The following is a 20,203-nucleotide window of genomic DNA, read 5'->3' as shown; positions in this document are numbered from 1 at the left end:
ATACACCCCCCCCCCGGGGGGGGTGGGGGGGGGGCCCCCGGCCCTCGGGGGGGGCCCCCCCCGCCCCTCGCCCCTCCACCACCGCTTCGCGGCGGTCCCCCTCCCCATCGGAGATGGGGAGGATTTGGATCGGGTTCATTGCGCCACCTTTTCGAGCTTGCCGATCAATTCGCGACCGATCAGCATCCGGCGGATTTCATTGGTGCCCGCACCGATATCCAACAACTTGGCATCGCGCGCGAAGCGTTCGACCGGCCAGTCCTTGGTATAACCAGCCCCGCCCAGCGCCTGAATCGCCTCCATCGCCACCTTCACCGCATTCTCGCTGGCGAGCAGGATCGCGCCCGCCGCGTCGAACCGGGTCGTCCGCCCGGCGTCGCAACTCCGCGCCACGGCGTAGACATAGGCCCGCGCCGAATTGAGCGCGACATACATGTCGGCGATCTTGGCCTGGATCAGCTGGAACTCGCCGATCGCGCGGCCGAACTGGCGGCGCTCGCGGACATAGGGAACCACCACATCGAGGCACGCCTGCATGATGCCAAGCTGGATACCCGCGAGCACCGCGCGCTCATAGTCCAGCCCGCTCATCAGCACGCCGACGCCGCCGTTCACTGGCCCCATCACCTGCGCGTCGCCGACGAAACAGTCGTTGAAGACCAGCTCGGCGGTCGGGCTGCCGCGCATGCCCATTTTGTCGATCTTCTGGCCAATGGCGAAACCGCCCATGTCCTTCTCGATCAGGAAAGCGGTGATCCCGCGACTCCCCTCGCCCGTCTTGGCATAGACGACCAAAGTGTCGGCATAGGGTGCGTTGGTGATCCAGAATTTGGTGCCGTTCAGCACCCAGCCGCCCTCGACCTGGGCCGCGCGCAGCTTCATCGAGACGACATCGGAGCCCGCCGACACCTCCGACATGGCGAGGCTGCCGACATGCTCGCCCGAGATCAGGCCGGGGAGATATTTCGCCTTCTGCTCGGCCGAGCCCCAGCGGCGGATCTGGTTGACGCACAGATTGGAGTGCGCGCCGTAAGACAGGCCCAGCGAGGCCGAGGCGCGCGACACTTCCTCGATCGCGACGACATGCTCCAGATAGCCCAGACCCAGACCGCCATCGCCCTCGTCGACCGTAATGCCATGCAGGCCCAGCGCGCCCATTTCGGGCCAGATGTCGCGCGGGAACCAGTCCTCCGCGTCCATCCGCGCGGCCAGCGGCGCGATGCGATCGGTGGCGAAGCGGCGGGTCGCTTCGCGGATCATGTCCGCACTTTCACCCAGCGCGAAATCGAAATCGTCGATCATGTCCTCTCCAGGGCGGCTCTTTGAGTCCGTTGCGCTGCTTTAACCGGATATTACCCAAACGCGCAATCTTCGTTCCAGCACCGACCGGCTTTGCCAAAGCGGATCGATTGGCCACGCCAAACATTTGCAACGATGCGTAAAACCCGGCATGTGGCGGGCAGAGAGGAATTCCGACCCTGATGGCCACCCGCTCCGTCGCGACCGACCCAAGCCAGGATATTACGGCTTGCGACCGGGAGCCGATCCACATCCCCGGCGCGATCCAGCCGCATGGGCTGTTGCTGGTGGTGGATGCCACGACCCTGACCATCGTCGCGGGTGCCGGGCCGATCGAGGAGCGCCTCGCCCCCGAATGGCTGGGCCAGCCGCTGTCGACGCTCGCGGGCGAGCAGGTGGCGGAGATGGTGCGGGCCATGCCGATCGGCCTGGGCTCGGCCGCGGCGGCCGCGCCGATCCAGGGGCTTACCGAATGCTTCACCGTCACCGCGCACCGCATCGCGGGCGACATCGTGCTGATCGAGATGGAGGCAGGCGCCGCCGACACGCCCTGGGGCGCGGGCAGTCCGCTCGGCTGGCTGGACGCCGCCGCGACCAGTTTCGAGCGGACCGGCGACCTCGCCATGCTGTGCGAGCGGGCCGCAACCACCTTTCGCCTGCTGACCGGGTTCGACCGGGTCATGCTGTACCGGTTCCTCGACGAGGATTCGGGCCGCGTCGTGGCCGAGGCGCGGACGCCCGAGCTGCACTCCTTTCTCAACCATCACTTCCCCGCCTCCGACATTCCGAAGCAGGCACGCGCGCTCTATGTCCGCAACCGGACGCGCAGTATTCCTGATATCGACTATGTCCCCGCGCCCTTGCGCCCCGCCGGGTTCGAGACGGTCGACCTCAGCGACGTGGCGCTGCGCAGCGTCTCGCCCATCCATATCCGCTATCTGAAGAATATGGGGGTGGCGGCCTCCGCCTCGATCTCGATCGTCAAGGACGGGGTGCTGTGGGGCATGATCGCCTGCCACCATTACAGCTCGCGTCGCCTGTCGCCGGACCTGCGCGCCGCCGCCGCTGCGCTCGCCAGCGGGCTGGCGCGCCAGATCCGCGCGAAGGAAGAGGCCGAAATCTATCGCGAGCGGCTGCGGCTGCGCGCGGCCGAGGACAGCATCCTGCCGCGGATCATCGGCCTGGGCGATATCGTCCCCGCCGTCCGCCGCCTGATGCCCGAAATGGCGGCGATGATGGGCGCCAGCGGCTTTGCCGTCGTCGAAAAGGGCAAGGTGCACGTTCACGGCATCTGCCCGCCCCCGCTCGCGATCCTCGACATCGCGCAATGGGCGACCGCGCGCAGCGGCGGCGAGCTGGTCGCCACCCATGAACTGGCCACCCTGATGCCCGAGGCGAAATCGCTGGCCGCCAGCGCCGCCGGGGTCATGGCGCTGCCGCTGGTCGATGGCGGCGTGACCCTCCTCTGGTTCCGCCCCGAGCAGGTCGAGGAAGTCGAATGGGCGGGCAACCCGCACAAGTCGGTCGCGCTGTCCCCCGATGAGGCGCTGACCCCGCGTGCGTCCTTCGAAAGCTGGGGCGAGACGGTGCGCGGCCGGTCGCGCCGCTGGACGCTGGAAGAGGTGGAATCGGGCCATCGCCTGCGCCGCGCATTGCATGACGCGTCGCAGAACCACCGGCTGCGCGGGCTGAACACAGCGTTGCAGCGCACGCTGGATGACAAGGAAGCGCTGCTGATCCAGAAGGACGTGCTGATGAAGGAGGTGGACCACCGGGTCCAGAACAGCCTTCAGCTGGTGTCCTCCTTCCTGGCGCTTCAGGCCAAGGCGGCGGGCGACGCCCGCGTGCGCGAACAGCTGACCGAGGCGCAGGCCCGGCTGTCCGCCGTGGCGCTGGTCCATCGCCGCCTCTACCGCGACGACCAGATTCAGACGGTCGATCTTGCCCGCTATCTGGAGGATTTGGTCGGCGACATGAAACAGTCGCTGGGTCGCGAATGGTCGACGAGGATGCGGCTCGACCTGGCACCGGTCCTGATGCCGACCGACCGTGCGATCAATCTGGGGCTGGTCACGACCGAGCTGATCATCAACGCCACCAAATACGCCTATGACGGCGCGGTCGGCCCGGTGACGATCACGCTGGAGCAATATGGCAACCGTCTGCGCCTGATCGTCGCGGACGAGGGCCGTGGCCGGGCCGTGGATGGCGACGCGCCGGGCGACGGGCGTGGCTTCGGCAGCCGGATGATGGCGGCGATGATGCAGCGCCTGTCGGGCTCGATCGAATATGATGACAACCGGCCAGGCCTGCGGGCGATCGTGATCGCGCCGATCGCGGATTGAGGTAGGGAACCCGCTCCCCGTTCAGCCTGAGCGAAGGCGTAGGCCGAGGGAATGTCTCGAATGCCCTCACCCTTCCCACCCGCTCCCGCGGGCGGGCCCCTTCCCTCTCCCATTGGGAGAGGGAGGGAGGCGCGAAGCGCCGGAAGGGTGAGGGTAGCGCGGCCGAACGGATGGTAGGATTATGCCGCCCGGCCGTACAGTGCGAAGACCGCATCCGCCGCTGCGACGGCGCGGTCGACCCAGGCATCATCCCCAGCCGCCGCATCCAGAGCATGGCGAAAGTCGCGCCACTCACCGGGTCCGAAACCGGACTCCAGATAGGCTCGTGGTAGCCCCTCCCCGACCTGCCGGGCCAGCATCACGCCGCCCAGCCGCGATCCCTCGGTGACATAGAGCGCGCCCCAACGCGCTGCGTCGTCATCGGTGAGGTCGAAGGGTAAAGGCGCGGGCATGTCCCGCCCCAACGCCGCAAGGTCCGCCGCCAGCGCTTCCCGGCGCGACCGCCATGGAAAGCCGACCTCATGTGCCGCCAGCCAGTCCTCGACCACAGGCAGCGCACGGGCATGGGCCATCAGGAAGGCCGTATAGCTCTCCCGATCGTCCAACCGATAGGCACCATAAGCGGCGTCCACCGCCTCATGCGCCGCCGCCGTGCGGGCCCGCAGGGCGGCGGACGCGCTGTCGCTTATTTCAGGCAGGCGACGATTCCTGCGATCACCGCCAGCGTTTCTTCCGGATCGCGCACGCGCACCGTGTCGAGCCCCAGTTCCTTGGCGGGATAGTCGTTGCCGCCCGGAAAGATCGCATCGCCGATGAACATCATCGCGTCGAGCGGGATGCCGCTCGCGTCGCGCAACTTCTTCAGGCCATAGGCCTTGTCGACGCCCTCACGCGTGATGTCGATCGAGGTCGCGCCACCCATGTTGATCGACAGGCCCGGCAGGCGCTGCTTCAGATCGGCCTGGATGACCTTGCGCTTCTCGAACTTCGGGTCCCAGTGTTCCTTGGCGTCGATCGGCGCCTGCTGGCCGAGCGCGGAGAAGGTGATCTGGCTGCCGCGATCCTCGATCCGCTCGCCCCAGGTCTGCTCGGGCACGAAGCCGGTCGCCTCCAGCGAGGCGTCGAACGCCTCAAGGATCTTGGCCTTGGTCGCATCGTCGAACAGCTCGGCATAGACCGGGCTCCAGCTACCGTCCTTATAGGTGTAGAGCTTGGTGCCGGTGGTCGGCATCAGCCACAGCTTGGTGCGGTCGGCACGCTCCGGCAGGCGGCTGGCGACCTGCTTGTCGAACTGCGGCCAGTCGCCGCCCGAGATCACCGCGACATGCGCGACGTCGAGCAGGTCGGCCAGCGCCTCCCCCATCGGCTCGCCCAGGGGCTGTTTGCTTTCGGCCAGCGTACCGTCGAGGTCGAACGCAACCAGTTGCTTCATGAAGGCACTCCGATTCTGGGCATGATAAGGGTATCGATGGCATAGGCCACGCCATCGTCCGCGTTGGAACGGGTGTGTACCGATATCTGTTCCCTAACAGCCTCTGGCGCATTCGCCATCACGATCGGCAGCCCTGCGCGTGCCAACATGGGAAGGTCGTTGGCCTGGTCGCCCAGCACCGCCACTTCCTCCAGCGACACGCCGAACGCCTTGGCGAGCGTCGCCACGCCGTCGCCCTTGTTCGCTTTCAACGCGGTCACGTCGAGATAATAGGTCTGCGACTGGGCAATCGTCGCCTGTTCGCCATGCGTGGCGTTCGCCTTGTCGTGAAGACTACGCAGCAGCTCGGCATCGTCGCTGACCAGGGTGATCTTGTCGACCTTATCGACCAGCGCGGCAAAGTCCTGCGTGATGACAGGCTCCTGAGCCGACGCCTTGCGCTCATGATCGACATGGGTGCCCTCGCCGCTGCTGGCGTACCAGCGATCGTCGGCGAAGACCCAGATCGCGACCGGATTCTCCGCCGCCATCGCCAGCACATCGTTCACCACGTCAACCGGCACGCGGAACTGCGCATCGACCGAGCCGTCGCGGCGGAACACGGTGCCGCCGTTGAACGCCCCGATCGGCGCGTCGATCGCCAGTTCCTCGGCCAGCCAGCCCAGCCCCGAACGCGGCCGGGCGCTGATGATGGTGAAGCCGACGCCCGCCGCCTCCAGCCGCTTGACGGCGGCGATGGTGGCGGCGCGCAGTTTCTTGTCGGGGTCGACGAGCGTGCCGTCGACATCCGATACGACGAGCCGGATCGGCCGACTCATTGCGGGATTTCGGTGTGGCCGCCAAAGCCGAAGCGCATCGCCGACAGCACCTTGTCGCCGTACGTATGCTCGATACGGCTGCGATAGCGCGCGAAGAGCGAGGCAGTCAGGACGTTGGCCGGGACCTTCTCCTCCATCGCCGCGTCGATCGTCCACTGACCCTCGCCCGAGTCCGCGACATGGCCGGAGAATTGCTCCAGCATCTCGTCCTTGGCCAGCGCGATCGCGGTCAGGTCAAGCAGCCAGGACGAGATCACGCTGCCGCGCCGCCACACCTCGGCGATGTCGGTCAGGTTCAGGTCGAAGCGTTCGTCCTCGGGCAGCTTGTCGCTGTTCTTCGACTTCAGAATGTCGAAGCCCTCGGCATAGGCCTGCATCAGGCCATATTCGATGCCGTTATGGATCATCTTGACGAAGTGGCCCGCACCGGCGGGACCGGCATGGATATAGCCCTTCTCGGCGCGCTGATCGACCTTGTCGGCGATACGGCCCGGCGTGCGGACGATGGTGCCCAGGCCCGGTGCCAGCGCGTCGAAGATCGGGTCGAGATGGGCAATGGTTTCGTCATCGCCGCCGATCATCATGCAATAGCCGCGCTCCAGGCCCCAGACCCCGCCCGAGGTGCCGACATCGACATAGTGGATACCCTTTTCGGCCAGCATCTTGGCGCGGCGGATATCGTCCTTGTAGAAGCTGTTGCCGCCGTCGATGACGACATCGCCGTCCTTGGCGAGCGCCGCAATCTCGGTGATCGTGTCTTCGGTCGGGGCACCGGCGGGCAGCATGACCCACCAGATCGCCTTGTCGGCCAGCTTGGCCGCCATGTCCTCAAGACCCGTGGCCGCCTCCGCGCCGTCCTTGGCGAGCGTCTGCACCGCCTCGTCGCTGCGATCCCAGGCCACCACCTGATGCCCGGCATTCATCAGGCGGCGTGCGATATTGCCACCCATGCGGCCAAGGCCGACCAGACCGATCTTCATGCGGAACTCCATTTGTTTTTGGTCAGGGGAAAGAGAAAGGCCCCCTCCCCGCTTTGGGGAGGGGGCCTGTCGGATCAGGCCTTGGCGGGCTGCTTCTGCCCGATCGCGCCGAGCAGATCGTCAAACGCCTTGACGAAGGAGGCGACCCCCTCGGCGACCAGCGTGTCCGTCACGCCGTCCAGGTCCAGGCCCAGCCGCTCGGCCTCGGCCAGAACATGCTTGGCTTCGTCGATATCGGCGGTCAGCGTCTCGGCCACCGTGCCATGGTCGCGGAAGGCGTCCATGGTCTTGGGCGGCATGGTGTTGACCGTGTCCGGCCCGATCAGCGTGTCGATATAGAGCGTGTCGGGGAAGGACGGGTCCTTGGTGCCCGTCGATGCCCAGAGCAGGCGCTGCGACTGCGCACCCTTGGCGGCCAGCGCCTGCCAGCGGTCGGACTTCAGGAAGTCCAGATACCACTGATACGCCATCTTGGCGTTGGCGATGGCGACCTTGCCACGCACGGCCTTCAGCGCGTCCGCCTCCGCGTCACCGGCCGCGACACGCTCGTCGATCGTCTTGTCGATCGCCGAGTCGATGCGGCTGATGAAGAAGCTGGCGACGCTGGCGATCCGGTCGATCGGCTGCCCGGCCTTGACCCGCTCTTCCAGCCCGGCCGCATAGGCCTCGGCCACCTTGATATAGGCGGCTTGCGAGAAGAGCAGCGTGACGTTGACGTTGATCCCCTTGGCGATGGTCGCCGAGATCGCCGGTGCGCCCGCGTCGGTGCCCGGAATCTTGATCATCAGGTTCGGGCGATCGACCGCGTGCCACAGCTTCTCGGCCTCGGCGATGGTCGCGTCGGTGTCGTCCGCGATATAGGGCGACACTTCCAGGCTGACATAGCCGTCCTTGGCGTCGAGACGGTCATAGACGGGCTTGAGCGTTTCCGCCGCCGCCTTGATGTCCTGGATCGCCAGATGCTCGTAACGGTCGATGGTCGCCGCGCCGGGGTTTTCCTTGTCGAACGCCGCCAGCGTGCCGTCATAGGCGTCGCCATGCCCCATCGCCTTTTCGAAGATCGACGGGTTGGAGGTGACGCCGGTCAACCCGTCCTCGGCGACGAGCTTTTCCAGGCCCTTCGCCTCCAGGAACTTGCGATCGACGAAATCGAGCCAGGGGGCGCAGCCCTTGGCGCCCAGTTCCGACAGCTTGCTCATCACTTGGTCTCCAGCATTTCGCGGGCCACCTTCACGACATTGTCGTGGGTGAAGCCGAACTTGTCCTGCAACTTGGCGAGCGGCGCCGAGGCGCCGAAGGTCGACATGGTGATCGTGCGGCCATCGAACCCGACATAGCGGTCCCAGCCGATCGACCCGGCCTGCTCGACCGCCAGACGCTTGGTCACGCCCTTCGGCAGCACGCTTTCCTTATACGCGGCGTCCTGCAGCTCGAAGCGATACCAGCTGGGCAGCGAGACGACGCGCGCCTTGATGCCATCGGCCTTCAACGTCTCATAGGCGTCCGTCACCAGCGACAGTTCCGACCCCGTTGCGATGAGGATGATGTCGGGTGTGCCGTCGCAATCCGCAAGGACATAGCCGCCCTTCTTCACGCCCGAAGCCGGTGCATATTTGCTGCGGTCCAGCGTCGGCAAAGCCTGACGCGAGAAGATCAGCGCGGTCGGGTGGCTGGCCGACTCCGCGGCACAGCGCCATGCCTCGGCGACTTCATTCGCATCGCCGGGGCGGATGGTGTCGAGGCCGGGGATCGCACGCAGCGTCGCCAGATGCTCGATCGGCTGGTGGGTCGGACCGTCCTCGCCCACGCCGATCGAGTCGTGCGTGAAGACGAACACCGCGCCCAGCTCCATGATCGCGGCGAGGCGGATCGGCGCCCGCATATAGTCGGAGAAGACCAGGAAGGTCGCGCCGTAGGAGCGCAGGTGCGACAGCGCCATGCCGTCGACGATCGCGCCCATCGAATGCTCACGCACGCCGAAGTGCATGTTGCGGCCTTCATAGCTGCCCGCCTGGAACGAACCGCCATCCTTGATCAGCGTCTTGGTCGAGGGCGCGAGGTCGGCCGAACCACCGATCAGCCACGGCACCTTGGCGGCGATGGCATTCTGCACCTTGCCACCCGAATCGCGGCTGGCAACGCCCTTGGCATCCGCCTCGAACACCGGAATGTCGGCGTCCCAGCCTTGCGGAAGCGTGTCAGACAGCATCGCGTCGAGCTGGGCGGCGAGGTCCGGATATTCGGCGCGATACTTCTCGACCATCGCGACCCACTCGTCGCGCAGCGGCTTGCCGCGCGTCTCGATCGCACTGCGGAACGCCTCGCACACGCCGTCCGGCACCAGGAACTTCGCGTCCTCGGGCCAGCCATAGGCCTTCTTGGTCGCGCGGATCGCGTCCTCGCCCAGCGGCTCGCCATGCGCCTTTTCGCTGCCCGCCTTGGGGCTACCATAGCCGATGACCGACTTGACGACGATGAAGGTCGGCTTGTCGGTGGTCGCCTTGAAATTATCCAGCGCGGCGGTCAGCGCGGCGACGTCATTGGCGTCGTCGACATGCAGCACGTTCCAGCCATAGGCCTCGAACCGCTTGCCCACATCCTCGTCGAATGCGATGTCGGTGCCGCCCTCGATCGAAATGTGGTTCGAGTCGTAGATCCAGCACAGGTTCGACAGCTTCAGATGACCGGCGGTCGAGGCGGCTTCCGACGCGACGCCCTCCATCATGTCGCCATCGCCGCACACGACATACACGTCATGGTCGAAGATCGGGAAACCCTCGCGGTTGAAATGCGCGGCCAGCCAGCGCTCGGCGATCGCCATGCCGACCGAGTTGCCGCAACCGGCACCCAGCGGGCCGGTCGTCGTCTCGACGCCGGTGGTGTGGCGATATTCGGGGTGGCCCGGCGTCTTGGAGTTGAGCTGACGGAAACCCTTCAAATCCTCCAGGCTCAGTGCGGGCTTGCCCGACTTCTTGCCGTCCGCGTCGATCTCTTCGATCCCTGCCAGGTGGATCAGCGAATAGAGCAGCATCGAGGCGTGGCCGACCGACAGCACGAAGCGGTCGCGATTGGGCCAATCGGCATGTGCCGGGTCGTAGCGCAGGAATTTCGACCAGATGGTGTGACCGACCGGGGCCAGCGCCATGGGGGTGCCGGGGTGGCCCGAATTGGCCTGCTGCACCGCGTCCATCGACAGGGTGCGGATGGTGTCGATGGTCAGGCGCTCGATCGAGCCATCTTCATGCAGATGGGTGTCGGGGGCGGCGTGGGTCGTGGCATCGGTCATGGATTCTGGCCTTATCCTTACAATGTGCGATCGAACGCATCCGCGCTCGCTCTGGTTGCCATGCATCGGCGGCCTTAGCGCGGCTGACGCCCCCGTTCCAGCCGGGTAACGACCCCGTTATCGGCAATATAGGCCGCGTCGATCTCGGACAGGAACAGTCCGTGCCCGACGATGCCGGGAATCGCCATCAGCCTGTCGGCCAGGCTTTGCGGGTCGTCATCGCTCCAGCCATGGCCGTCGATCACGATATTGCCGTTGTCGGTGCGATAGTCCGGCCGCTCGACCAGATTCTCGAACAGGTCCGATAGCTGCTCCGTCACGAACGCTTGCGCGAAAGGCAGTATCTCGACCGGCAGCTTGGCACCGGCCAGCCGCTCCACCCGTTTCGACCCGTCGGCGATCACGATCATCCGGTCGGCGGAGGCGGCGACGATCTTCTCGCGCAGCATGGCCCCGCCCGCCCCCTTCACCGCGCGCAGATCGGCATCGACCGCATCCGCCCCGTCGATCGCCAGGTCGACGCGTGCCACCCCGGCGAAATCGCGCACCCGGATGCCCAGCGAACGCGCCAGGTCCGCACTTGCCTGCGAGGTGGCCACCGCATCGATCGTCAGGCGCCTGGCGGCGAGCGCGGCGATGGCATGGGCCGCCGTGGAGCCGGTCCCCAGCCCCACCAGCATATTGTCGCAAATCTCCTCCACCGCAGCAGCGGCGGCGAGGCGTTTGTCGGCGTCCCGATTACTCATTTCCCTTGGAGAATGCATCGGAACGCTAAAGGCTCCCCGCCTTCCGACTTTTGCCGCAACGCGACAATTTGCGACAATTAAGCGCGGCTTAATAGGCCATCATCACTTGCCTTATCGAAGGTGCATCGTGCAATTTGTTGGCGAACGGCAACGTTTCGTTCGGCTCGGGCATTGTCGCGCGGGCCGGATGCGCGGCTGGCATCTCAGGCAGGTGAACGAATTGAACTTTCCAGGCTTTCGCGGGCGCAACGTGCTCGCCGGTACGGCCATGGCGCTGGCCCTTGCGACCCTGTCGGGATGCGGTGGCGACAAGGGCGGCGCGGCCAAGGGGCATGGCGGTCAACAGCAGACGCCGACCGTGGGCTTCGTCACCGTCCAGCCGACCGACGCGCCGATCGTGACCGAACTGGCCGCGCGGACCAGCGCCTTTGAAAGCTCCGACGTGCGGCCGCAGGTGACCGGCATCATCCGCCGCCGCCTGTTCACCGAGGGCGGCCTCGTCAAGCGTGGCCAGCCGCTCTACGAAATCGATCCCCGCCTCTATCGCGCCGCCGCCAACCAGGCCGCCGCCAATCTGCAAAGCGCACAGGCCAATGCCGAGGCGACGCGCACGCTCGCCGAACGCTATCGCCCGCTGGCGCAGATCGAGGCGATCTCGAAGCAGGATTACACCAACGCACAGGCCAGCGCGCGCCAGGCCGCCGCGCAAGTGGCGCAGACCCGCGCCGCACTGGAGACGGCGCGCGTCAACCTGCAATTCACCACCGTTCCCGCGCCCATCACCGGGCGCATCGGCCGCTCGCTGTTCACCGTCGGCGCGCTGGTCAGTGCGGGACAGGCCGATCCGCTGGCGCAGATCCAGCGGCTCGACCCGATATTCGTCGATATCCAGCAATCGGCGACCGACCTGCTGTCGCTGCGCCGTAGCCTCGCGGCGCGCGACGGACTGATCCCCGCCAGTGCCCGCGTCACGCTGCGGCTGGAGGACGGCACCGATTACGGCCAGACCGGCACGGTGGAATTCGCCGAGGCGGTGGTCGACCCGCAGACCGGCACGGTCACGCTGCGCGCGCGCTTCCCCAATCCGCAGGGGCTGCTGCTGCCCGGCATGTTCGTCCGCGCCCGCTTTGCGCAGGCGATCGACACCAGCGCCTTCCTGGTCCCGCAACAGGCGATCTCGCGCGATCCCAAGGGCAATGCGACGCTGTTCATCGTCGGCCCGAACGACAAGGTGCAGGAAAAGACGGTCAAGGCCGTTCGCACCCAAGGTGCCTTCTGGGTGGTGACCGAAGGGCTGAAGCCCGGCGACCGCATCGTGACCCAGGGGCTGAACAATCTGCGCCCCGGCCAGAGCGTGCGTGCGGTGCCCGCCGACAGCCCGCAAAAGGTCCAGCCCCCCTCACCCGAACAGATGAAGAAGATGCAGGGCGCCAAGGGCAAGGCGGGCTGACCGGACCATGCTCAGCCGCGTCTTCATCGATCGTCCCATCTTCGCCTGGGTCCTTGCCATCATCGTCATGCTGGCAGGCATCGGTGCGATCATGGGCCTGCCCATCGCGCAATATCCGGACGTCGCACCGCCCCAGGTGTCGATCCGCGCCACCTTCCCCGGCGCCTCGGCGCAGACGCTGCAGAACTCGGTCACGCAGGTCATCGAACAGCAGCTGACCGGCATCGACGGGCTCCTCTATTTCCAGTCGTCCTCGTCCAGCCGCGGCCAGGTGACGATCACCGCCACCTTCGCCAAGGGCACCAACCCCGACATCGCGCAGGTGCAGGTCCAGAACCAGGTCCAGCAATCGGTCGCGCGCCTGCCGCAGCAGGTGCAGCAGCAGGGGCTAGTCGTCCGCAAATCAAACCCCGACTTCCTGTTGATCGCGGGCGTCTATGACGAGACGAACCGGATGACGAACCAGGACGTCGCCGATTACCTCGTCTCCAACCTCCAGGACCCGCTGGGCCGTATCCAGGGCGTGGGCGATACCAACGTCTTCGGCTCGCAATATGCGATGCGCATCTGGCTGAACCCGGAGAAGCTGACCTCCTATCAGCTGATGCCCTCCGACATCGTCACCGCGATCCAGAACCAGAATACCGAGGTCGCGGCCGGTGAAGTCGGCGGCACGCCCTCGCCCCAGACCCAGATGCTGAACGCGACCGTCACCTCGATGTCGCGGCTCCAGACGCCCGAACAGTTCCGCGAGATCATCGTCAAGACGCTGAACAGCGGCGCGACCGTCCACCTGTCCGACGTGGCGCGGATCGAGCTGGGCGCGGAAAGCTATGCCGCGGTCAGCCGGATCAACCAGCATCCCGGTGCCGGTATCGCCGTCCTGATGGCGCCGGGCGCCGACGCGCTGAAGACCGCCGAGCTGGTCAAGGCGGAGGTCAACCGCGTGGCGAAGACCTTCCCGCCCGGCCTCAAGGTCGCCTATGCCAACGATACCACCGCCTTCATCAAGCTGTCGATCGACGAGGTGGTCAAGACGCTGATCGAGGCGATCATCCTCGTCGTCATCGTCATGTTCGTCTTCCTGCAAAGCTGGCGCGCGACGCTGATCCCGACGATCGCGGTGCCGGTCGTGCTGCTCGGCACCTTCGCCATCTTCTATCTGGCGGGGTTCTCGATCAACACCCTGACGCTGTTCGGATTGGTGCTGGCGATCGGCCTGCTGGTCGACGACGCGATCGTGGTCGTGGAGAATGTCGAGCGTCTGCTCGAGGAAAATCCCGACATGACCCCGCGCGAGGCGACGATCGAGTCGATGAACGAGATCAGCGTCGCGCTGATCGCGATCGCGCTGGTCCTGTCGGCGGTGTTCCTGCCGATGGCGTTCTTCGGCGGATCGACCGGCGTCATATATCGCCAGTTCTCGATCACCATCGTCTCGGCGATGATCCTGTCGGTCGCGGTGGCGATCATCCTCTCACCCGCGCTCACCGCCACCCTGTTGAAGCAGAAGGCCAAGGAGCAGGAGGAGGGCGCCTGGCTCGACCGCAAATTCCCGCGTGTCGCGCATGGGCTGCAACGCGCAAAGGACGGGTTCAACCGCCGCTTCGAATGGACGGTCGAGAAATACACCTCCGCCGTGCGCACCGTCGTCGATCGCAAATGGCTGTTCCTGCTGATCTATGTCGGCGTCGTCGCCCTGCTGGCGATCCTGTTCCTGCGCCTGCCGACAGGCTTCCTGCCGACCGAGGATCAGGGTTCGGCGATCATCCAGTTCCGCCTGCCCGCCGGCGCGACGCAGGGCCGGACGATGGAGGTCCAGCGTCAGGTCGAGCAATATTTCGCCCAGCATGAAGGCAAGAACGTCCAGGTCCTGTTCTCGGTCGCCGGTGGCGGCGGTGGCGGCACCAGCGGCCAGAATACCGGCCAGGGCTTCATCAACTTCGTCGACTGGAAGGATCGCAAGGGCAAGGAAAACAGCGCCGACGCGATCACCCGCCGCGCCTCCGCCGCCTTCCGTGGCCTTCGCGACGCGCAGGTCTTCGCGCTGGTGCCGCCCGCCATTCGCGGCCTGGGCCAGTCGGACGGCTTCACCATGGAGCTGCAGAACATCTCCGGCATGCCGCTGGACAAGTTCGAGGCGGTGCGCGACGAATTGCTGGCCAAGGCCAATGCCGACCCCATGCTCGCCTCGGTCCGTCTGTCCGAACTGCCCGATATCGCCACGCTGCGCGTCGACCTGGACCAGCAGAAGCTGTCGGCACTGGGCCTGACCCAGCAACAGGTCAACTCGACCCTGTCGACCGCCTGGGGCGGGCAATATGTCAACGACTTCATCGATCGCGGTCGCGTGAAGCGCGTCTATGTCCAGGGCGATGCACCATATCGCGGCGAACCGGAGGATTTGAAGAAGTGGTTCGTACGCGGGTCGACCGGGCAGATGGCGCCCTACTCCTCCTTCTCGACGATCAGCTGGGGCGTCGCGCCGACCACCTTGTCGCGGTTCAACGGCATCCCGTCCTATGAATTCCAGGGATCGGCCGCACCGGGCTATAGCTCGGGCGACGCGATGCAGCGGATGACCGAGTTGGCGGCGCAAATCCCCGGCACCTCGATCGCCTGGGCGGGCCTGTCCTATCAGGAACGGCTGTCGGGCGGGCAGGCGCCGATCCTCTACGGCCTGTCGATCCTGGTCGTCTTCCTGTGCCTGGCCGCGCTGTATGAAAGCTGGTCGATCCCGTTCGCGGTGCTGCTGGTCATTCCGCTGGGCCTGATCGGCGCGGTCGCCTTCGTCACGCTGCGCGGGCTGACCAACGACGTCTATCTCCAGATCGGTCTGCTGACGACCATGGGTCTGGCGGCGAAGAACGCGATCCTGATGATCGAGTTCGCCGAACAGGCGGAGAAACAGGGCAAGCGCGTCATCGACGCCGCGCTGGAGGCCGCCAAGATCCGTCTGCGCCCGATCCTGATGACCAGCTTCGCCTTCATCTTCGGCGTGTTGCCGCTCGCCATCTCGACCGGTGCGGGCGCGAACAGCCGCATCGCGATCGGCACCGCCGTCATCGGCGGCATGCTGACCGCGACCGTCCTGGCGATCTTCTACATCCCGCTGTTCTTCGTGCTGGTCCGCCGGTCGGTGCGCAACGGCCTGGCGCGGTTGCGGGGCAAGCCGATGAGCGAGCATGGCGCGGGGCATCGCCCGGCCCCCGAAGGCGGAGCGGAGAAGGCCTGATGCGTATCCTGTCCCCCTTCCCCGCCCTGCTGCTGGGTGCGACCGCGCTGTCCGCCTGTTCGATGACCCCGAAATATGAGCGGCCTGCGACGCCGGTGCCGCCCTCGTGGCCGGTCGGCGATGCCTATCTCCGCCAGTCGGAGGCGGCGCTGCCCACAGTGCGCTACAGCGACATCTTCCGCGATACGCGGTTGCAGCAGCTGATCGTGCAGGCGCTGGCCAACAACCGCGACCTGCGCGTCGCGGCGGCCAATATCACCTCCACCCGCGCACAATACCGCATCCAGCGGGCCAGCCTGTTGCCACAGATCGATGCGACCGGCCGCTACAGCTATACCGATCGCGGATCGGGCGGCGCGGGCAGCCAGGCCATCGGCGGGGGCACGGGAACGGGCACTGGCGGCACGGGGACTGGCACAGGCACAGGCACCGGTGGAACCGGGACGGGTGGCACGGGCACCGGCGGAACCGGCACCGGCGGCTCGATCGTCACCGGCGCGGGCGGCAATGGCAGCGCCTGGTCGGTCAATCTGGGCACGACCGCGTTCGAACTCGACCTGTTCGGTCGTATCCGCTCGCTGACCGGCGCCGCGCTCGACCGCTATTTCGCGACCGAGGCCGCCGCGCGGGCGACCCGGCTGACGCTGGTCGGTGACATCGCCGAGGCATGGCTGAACTACGGCGCGGACCAGAGCCTGCTGACCATCGCCCAGCAGACCGCCGCCAATGCCGAACGCAGCGTCACGCTGACCCGCGCCCGGCTGCAGGGCGGCATCGCGCCACGCACCGATCTGCGTCAGGCCGAACAGGTGCTGGCGACCGCACAGGCCGACCTGGCGCAACAGAAGACCGCCGTCGCGCAGGATATCAACGCCCTGCAACTGCTGGTCGGCGCCCCCATCGATACCGCGCTGCTCCCCCGCTCGATCGAGGAAGCCGCGCCCACTATCGCCACCCTGCCCGCGGGGCTCGACTCGGGCATCCTGCTGCGGCGGCCGGACGTGGTGCAGGCCGAATATCTGCTTCGCGCCGCCAATGGCCAGATCGGCGCGGCGCGCGCGGCGCTGTTCCCGCGCATTTCGCTGACCGGGCTGGTCGGCTTTGCCAGCACGGCCCTGTCCTCGCTCTTCTCGGGCGGCAGCTTCAACTATTCGGTCGCGCCTGCGGTCAGCTATCCGATCTTCCAGGCGGGGGCAGGCATTGCGGGCGTCCAATATTCGCAGGCGCAGCGCGACGCGGCGCTGGCGACCTATGAAAAGACGATCCAGACCGCGTTCCAGGAAACCGCCAATGCGCTGGCGCGGCAGGGCACGATCGCGGATCAGCTGGGCGCGAACCGGCGCTTCCTGAATGCCGCCACCGACACCTATCGCCTGACCGAGGCCAGCTATCGCGGCGGGATCACCCCGTTCCTGAACACGCTGGATGCGCAGCGCTCGCTCTATTCGGCGCAGCGCACGCTGATCGCGACCGAGCTGACCGGCGCGACCAACCGGGTCACGCTGTACCGGGTGCTGGGCGGCGACTCGCTGCTGGAGGCGACGCCAAATGGTCCCGTACCGCTGAGCACGGGCCAGTGAGCAGGTCCGCCCGGCGACGTGGAACGCCGGGCGGAACCCAAGACGGTTATTTCTGGCCGCGTGCCACGCCGACCGCATCGCGGCCGAACTGGACGATCAGCTCGCCGATCTCGCGTGCCTGCGACATCGAGCGGTTGCCCTGATCGCGCAGGAATTCGGTCTGGATGCGCATCACGTCCGACAGGTCGCTGGCCGATGCGGCGGCGCGCATCGCGGCAAAGGCCTCACGCGCGTTGGTTTCGGCCTGATCCAGCATCTTGAGGGTCACGGCCGATCCGCCCTCGGCCATCTTCTGGCCCGAGGCCTGCATCGCCTCACCCGCGCCCTTCATCCGGTCGGCAAAGGCGCCAGCGCCCATATCGCCGCCGATCGCACCCGCACCGCCGCCGTTTCCGATATCCTCGGCCATATCCTTGATCTCCTGTCCTTTGCCCGTTCCAATGGAAACCCTTGAGCGTCCGGGGAGTTGCACGGCCCTCTGCCGTGACGGCCGGGATCACAGCTGGCTGAAATAGCCGGTCAGCATCCTGGCCATCTTGTCGGTCGCATGCAGATATCCACCGGCATCCCGCGCCACCCAGTCGCGTGCGAGCAGCAACCCGATCCAGCGCGCACCGACCATGCCGGTCGGCGACAGGCCCGCCGCGTCCAGCACGGCGTCATCGCTGCACGGCCCCTCGGCGATGAAGACGGCGAGTGCGATCTCCCAGGCGGGGTCGCCGAACATGTCGCCGTCCGCGCCCGCGATCACGCGCATGTCGCGGCGATGCCGCAGGATCATCGCGGCGCATTCCTGGGGCGTCGGCACCCGCGGCGGGCGTGGTACGGGCACGCCGCCCGCCTCGCCCGAAATGGCATGGATACGCGCCTGCACATCCGCCATGACGGTCGAGAAATGCGCGAAGCTGGCGCGATCCTCGGCGGGCCAGTGCAGCAGGCGAAGGTCGCAGTTCATCCTATATCCCGCCAAGAGAAGGTCCAGTCGGGATCGCGACCATAACGGGCGACCCGTATCTGGTGACGCAGGACACCAATTCCCAATATGCTGAGCATCGGATAGGCGATCTTGCCCTCCGCCATGCCGTACATCCACGGCATGAGGCTTGCATCGAGCCCCCGGACACCATGGATACCAATGCCCAGAAGATGGAACGCCGCCAACCAGAGCGGCCAAAAGCGGTTCGCCAGCATGGCGATGGTGATCAGACCGCCCATCAGCACGACATCGATCGCGACTTCGCGAATGTCCGTCGTCCGAAAATTGGTCGACGGCTCAAACGCCAGCAGCAGGGTCGCGCCGGTCGCCGCAAGCAGCAGCATCGCGCCGCAACGCTCCGGCCAACCGCCCATGGTCAGCGCGTAGAGGCAGATCAGCCCCTGAACGACGTTGAAGACATAGATATGCGTCACGGCGTGCCTCGCAGCTTGGAAATCCAGTAAGACACGCCGCACCCGCCCCCGATCAGGCCGCCACGCGCAGCGGCGTGGCCGTGATCGCGCCAGTCACCTCCGGCGGCTTGGGATGATTGTCGCCATAGCTGTCGGCGTCGAAGCCGATCGTCTGACCGACCTTTTCGAGGATGCGGTGGCTCTGCACGGCATGGCCGCGCGCCTGGCCGATCGCCATCATCGCCTGGCCCAGCATCTCGAAGGCATGCTGCCCGACCACCGCCGACAGCCGCGCCTCGGCCCGTGCACGGGGCAGCGCCATGGCCAGTTCGCCCGCCGTCGAGAAGGCCGTATCGAGTTCATTCTCGAGCTTCCACAGAAGCTGGGTGACCTGAAGAGCTGCTTCATGTTCCGTCGTCATTGCCATGCCCCTGAACTGATCCATGCGCCCCCGGCGGCATGGAGAATGGTCAACTGGCAAGGTGCGACAAGCGTCCGATCACACGGGTCATCACATCGAGTCCCGTCGCCAGCATGCCGAAGCCGATGGCGAGCGCGACGGCGATGGTGGGGACCCAGAGCAGCCTTTCGGCCATGCTCATGTCGTTGCGAGTTTGCCCTTGCCGCCGGACCGGAAGTGACAAGCGGGGCGATGCGTGGACATGGCCGTCCTGCACCGCCCCACCGACCGTACTCCCATCCGGTGCCATCGGAAGTGGCATGGGCGGCGGCTCGGGAACCAGCCCCGTAGAATCAGGTATGATTTTATGCGGGGTCACTTCCCCTTTATCTTCAGCGGCTTGGCTGTTTTCCTGAGCCTCATGTTCGGCCAGCGCCATGGCCGCGTCGCGCCGATTGCGGGCGCCGAGCAGCCGCACCGCCTCCGCCAGATAGCTGTCGACGGTCGACTTTCCCAAGCCGAGTTCGGTGGCGATTTCCTTGGAGCCCTTGAGCGCCTTGACCCCGCGAAGGCATTCGCGGTGACGGCGGGTAAGAAGGGCGAAGCGTTCGGGCGTCATCTCGTTTTCCGGTCGCGCCGGATAATCCGTCCAGCCATGTCGACTGCCCTAGCCGGGTCGGTGGGCCCTCGCCAAGTCGTTCCCGCTCCAAACCGGGGGCGATGAGTTATTAAGAAACAAGGTTAATCGACCGAAACGATCAATCGCGCCGATGCGGCACGTGAATGGCCTCGATCGAGTCGAGCGCCTGTAACAGATCGTCGAATGCGGCGTCCTCACTGACCGGAAAAGATCGCCGAAAGCCCGATCCCAGCACGTCCAGGTCGCGCTGGGTCAACAGGCCGACCGCGACGATCGCATCGGGACGGCGGCCGCCTTTCTGCGCATTGCGGTCCGTCACGGCCGCCCCCGCCCAAGGGTAAGGGCGCCGCCGATGGCCGATCGAGAATCCGTATGGCCGCACATTGTCCGAATTCCATCCATGACCGTCTGAACCCGCTATCGACCATGGCTGTTCCACGGTTTTTCCACGCGTGCGGTAAGCGGCCCGTCCCAAAAAATTCCATACCGGGGCCGCCGGGGACAGGTGGTGTGTCGAACGCATCCCGAACATCCTCCGTTTCGCCCCTCGACACCCTTCCCTGTCGGGCAACCCCTTGCTAAGGCCCCTCGCGTCAACCGGAG

The 20,203-nt window shown here is 66.4% G+C and carries 18 protein-coding genes; 4 read left to right on the top strand and 14 right to left on the bottom strand.

The annotated features are described in order from the left end of the window. Positions 1-135 precede the first annotated feature (135 nt). The gene (locus U1H82_RS01180) at positions 136-1,302 is read right to left on the bottom strand and encodes an acyl-CoA dehydrogenase family protein (RefSeq protein ID WP_322963097.1); all 1,167 of its coding nucleotides are present in this window, start codon (positions 1,300-1,302) and stop codon (positions 136-138) included. Between the two features lie 179 nt (positions 1,303-1,481). Here U1H82_RS01180 and U1H82_RS01175 point away from each other — a divergent pair, with 179 nt between their 5' ends. Next, entirely contained in the window at positions 1,482-3,644 is a 2,163-nt protein-coding gene (locus U1H82_RS01175; protein WP_322963096.1) for a histidine kinase dimerization/phosphoacceptor domain -containing protein, read from the top strand. 179 nt (positions 3,645-3,823) lie between these two features. On the opposite strand, the gene U1H82_RS01170 is transcribed toward U1H82_RS01175, so the two are convergent. The 7 genes from U1H82_RS01170 to rpiA form a co-directional block, all read right to left on the bottom strand. Further along, entirely contained in the window at positions 3,824-4,276 is a 453-nt protein-coding gene (locus U1H82_RS01170) for a heme oxygenase-like domain-containing protein (RefSeq protein ID WP_322963095.1), read from the bottom strand. Positions 4,277-4,329: 53 nt separating this feature from the next. Beyond that, complete coding sequence (locus U1H82_RS01165) at positions 4,330-5,076, bottom strand: HAD-IIB family hydrolase (RefSeq protein WP_322963094.1); 747 nt, start codon at positions 5,074-5,076, stop codon at positions 4,330-4,332. Beyond that, complete coding sequence (locus tag U1H82_RS01160; RefSeq protein ID WP_322963093.1) at positions 5,073-5,894, bottom strand: Cof-type HAD-IIB family hydrolase; 822 nt, start codon at positions 5,892-5,894, stop codon at positions 5,073-5,075. The genes U1H82_RS01165 and U1H82_RS01160 overlap by 4 nt, the downstream gene beginning before the upstream one ends. Continuing rightward, positions 5,891-6,874: a phosphogluconate dehydrogenase (NAD(+)-dependent, decarboxylating) gene (gnd, locus tag U1H82_RS01155; RefSeq protein WP_322963092.1), complete on the bottom strand. Its 984-nt coding sequence runs from the start codon at positions 6,872-6,874 to the stop codon at positions 5,891-5,893. The genes U1H82_RS01160 and gnd overlap by 4 nt, the downstream gene beginning before the upstream one ends. A 74-nt stretch (positions 6,875-6,948) precedes the next feature. Further along, complete coding sequence (gene tal / locus U1H82_RS01150; RefSeq protein WP_322963091.1) at positions 6,949-8,073, bottom strand: transaldolase; 1,125 nt, start codon at positions 8,071-8,073, stop codon at positions 6,949-6,951. Continuing rightward, positions 8,073-10,160: a transketolase gene (tkt, locus tag U1H82_RS01145; protein WP_322963090.1), complete on the bottom strand. Its 2,088-nt coding sequence runs from the start codon at positions 10,158-10,160 to the stop codon at positions 8,073-8,075. The genes tal and tkt overlap by 1 nt, the downstream gene beginning before the upstream one ends. A 74-nt stretch (positions 10,161-10,234) precedes the next feature. Further along, positions 10,235-10,906 (bottom strand): ribose-5-phosphate isomerase RpiA, encoded by a 672-nt coding sequence (rpiA, locus tag U1H82_RS01140; RefSeq protein ID WP_322963089.1) that lies wholly within the window; start codon positions 10,904-10,906, stop codon positions 10,235-10,237. Between the two features lie 268 nt (positions 10,907-11,174). Here rpiA and U1H82_RS01135 point away from each other — a divergent pair, with 268 nt between their 5' ends. The 3 genes from U1H82_RS01135 to U1H82_RS01125 are packed head-to-tail and all read left to right on the top strand — an operon-like array spanning position 11,175 to position 17,171. After that, positions 11,175-12,356, top strand: coding sequence for an efflux RND transporter periplasmic adaptor subunit (locus tag U1H82_RS01135; protein WP_375339492.1), 1,182 nt, complete (start codon positions 11,175-11,177; stop codon positions 12,354-12,356). Positions 12,357-12,363: 7 nt separating this feature from the next. Continuing rightward, positions 12,364-15,591: an efflux RND transporter permease subunit gene (locus U1H82_RS01130; RefSeq protein ID WP_322963087.1), complete on the top strand. Its 3,228-nt coding sequence runs from the start codon at positions 12,364-12,366 to the stop codon at positions 15,589-15,591. Beyond that, a complete protein-coding gene (locus U1H82_RS01125) occupies positions 15,591-17,171 on the top strand; it encodes an efflux transporter outer membrane subunit (RefSeq protein ID WP_322963086.1) in 1,581 nt (526 codons plus the stop codon). Before U1H82_RS01130 ends, U1H82_RS01125 begins: the two co-directional genes overlap by 1 nt. 46 nt (positions 17,172-17,217) lie before the next feature. On the opposite strand, the gene U1H82_RS01120 is transcribed toward U1H82_RS01125, so the two are convergent. The 6 genes from U1H82_RS01120 to U1H82_RS01095 form a co-directional block, all read right to left on the bottom strand. After that, positions 17,218-17,580: a phasin family protein gene (locus U1H82_RS01120; protein WP_322963085.1), complete on the bottom strand. Its 363-nt coding sequence runs from the start codon at positions 17,578-17,580 to the stop codon at positions 17,218-17,220. A gap of 87 nt (positions 17,581-17,667) precedes the next feature. Further along, on the bottom strand, positions 17,668-18,126 hold the full coding sequence (locus tag U1H82_RS01115; RefSeq protein WP_322963084.1) for a hypothetical protein: 459 nt from the start codon (positions 18,124-18,126) through the stop codon (positions 17,668-17,670). After that, on the bottom strand, positions 18,123-18,581 hold the full coding sequence (locus tag U1H82_RS01110; protein WP_322963083.1) for a hypothetical protein: 459 nt from the start codon (positions 18,579-18,581) through the stop codon (positions 18,123-18,125). Before U1H82_RS01110 ends, U1H82_RS01115 begins: the two co-directional genes overlap by 4 nt. A 52-nt stretch (positions 18,582-18,633) precedes the next feature. Next, on the bottom strand, positions 18,634-18,987 hold the full coding sequence (locus U1H82_RS01105; RefSeq protein ID WP_322963082.1) for a hypothetical protein: 354 nt from the start codon (positions 18,985-18,987) through the stop codon (positions 18,634-18,636). A 43-nt stretch (positions 18,988-19,030) separates the two neighbouring features. Then, a complete protein-coding gene (locus tag U1H82_RS01100; protein ID WP_322963081.1) occupies positions 19,031-19,579 on the bottom strand; it encodes a helix-turn-helix domain-containing protein in 549 nt (182 codons plus the stop codon). A gap of 139 nt (positions 19,580-19,718) precedes the next feature. Continuing rightward, on the bottom strand, positions 19,719-19,919 hold the full coding sequence (locus tag U1H82_RS01095; protein ID WP_322963080.1) for a hypothetical protein: 201 nt from the start codon (positions 19,917-19,919) through the stop codon (positions 19,719-19,721). Positions 19,920-20,203: the final 284 nt, after the last annotated feature.

This window comes from Sphingomonas fuzhouensis (genome assembly GCF_034659795.1).
GTDB classification, from domain to species: domain Bacteria; phylum Pseudomonadota; class Alphaproteobacteria; order Sphingomonadales; family Sphingomonadaceae; genus Sphingomonas; species Sphingomonas fuzhouensis.
Note: the sequence above shows the minus strand (reverse complement) of the source record. Positions and strands in the feature narration are given on the sequence as shown.

What these genes read in the sequence shown, in the direction of transcription:
- tkt (WP_322963090.1), bottom strand. Translation starts at nt 10,160, where the DNA reads ATGACCGATGCCACGACCCACGCCGCCCCCGACACCCATCTGCATGAA.
- U1H82_RS01165 (WP_322963094.1), bottom strand. Translation starts at nt 5,076, where the DNA reads ATGAAGCAACTGGTTGCGTTCGACCTCGACGGTACGCTGGCCGAAAGC.
- U1H82_RS01180 (WP_322963097.1), bottom strand. Translation starts at nt 1,302, where the DNA reads ATGATCGACGATTTCGATTTCGCGCTGGGTGAAAGTGCGGACATGATC.
- U1H82_RS01130 (WP_322963087.1), top strand. Translation starts at nt 12,364, where the DNA reads ATGCTCAGCCGCGTCTTCATCGATCGTCCCATCTTCGCCTGGGTCCTT.
- U1H82_RS01100 (WP_322963081.1), bottom strand. Translation starts at nt 19,579, where the DNA reads ATGACGCCCGAACGCTTCGCCCTTCTTACCCGCCGTCACCGCGAATGC.
- U1H82_RS01175 (WP_322963096.1), top strand. Translation starts at nt 1,482, where the DNA reads ATGGCCACCCGCTCCGTCGCGACCGACCCAAGCCAGGATATTACGGCT.
- U1H82_RS01125 (WP_322963086.1), top strand. Translation starts at nt 15,591, where the DNA reads ATGCGTATCCTGTCCCCCTTCCCCGCCCTGCTGCTGGGTGCGACCGCG.
- gnd (WP_322963092.1), bottom strand. Translation starts at nt 6,874, where the DNA reads ATGAAGATCGGTCTGGTCGGCCTTGGCCGCATGGGTGGCAATATCGCA.
- U1H82_RS01135 (WP_375339492.1), top strand. Translation starts at nt 11,175, where the DNA reads ATGGCGCTGGCCCTTGCGACCCTGTCGGGATGCGGTGGCGACAAGGGC.
- rpiA (WP_322963089.1), bottom strand. Translation starts at nt 10,906, where the DNA reads ATGAGTAATCGGGACGCCGACAAACGCCTCGCCGCCGCTGCTGCGGTG.
- U1H82_RS01115 (WP_322963084.1), bottom strand. Translation starts at nt 18,126, where the DNA reads ATGAACTGCGACCTTCGCCTGCTGCACTGGCCCGCCGAGGATCGCGCC.
- U1H82_RS01160 (WP_322963093.1), bottom strand. Translation starts at nt 5,894, where the DNA reads ATGAGTCGGCCGATCCGGCTCGTCGTATCGGATGTCGACGGCACGCTC.
- U1H82_RS01105 (WP_322963082.1), bottom strand. Translation starts at nt 18,987, where the DNA reads ATGGCAATGACGACGGAACATGAAGCAGCTCTTCAGGTCACCCAGCTT.
- tal (WP_322963091.1), bottom strand. Translation starts at nt 8,073, where the DNA reads ATGAGCAAGCTGTCGGAACTGGGCGCCAAGGGCTGCGCCCCCTGGCTC.
- U1H82_RS01120 (WP_322963085.1), bottom strand. Translation starts at nt 17,580, where the DNA reads ATGGCCGAGGATATCGGAAACGGCGGCGGTGCGGGTGCGATCGGCGGC.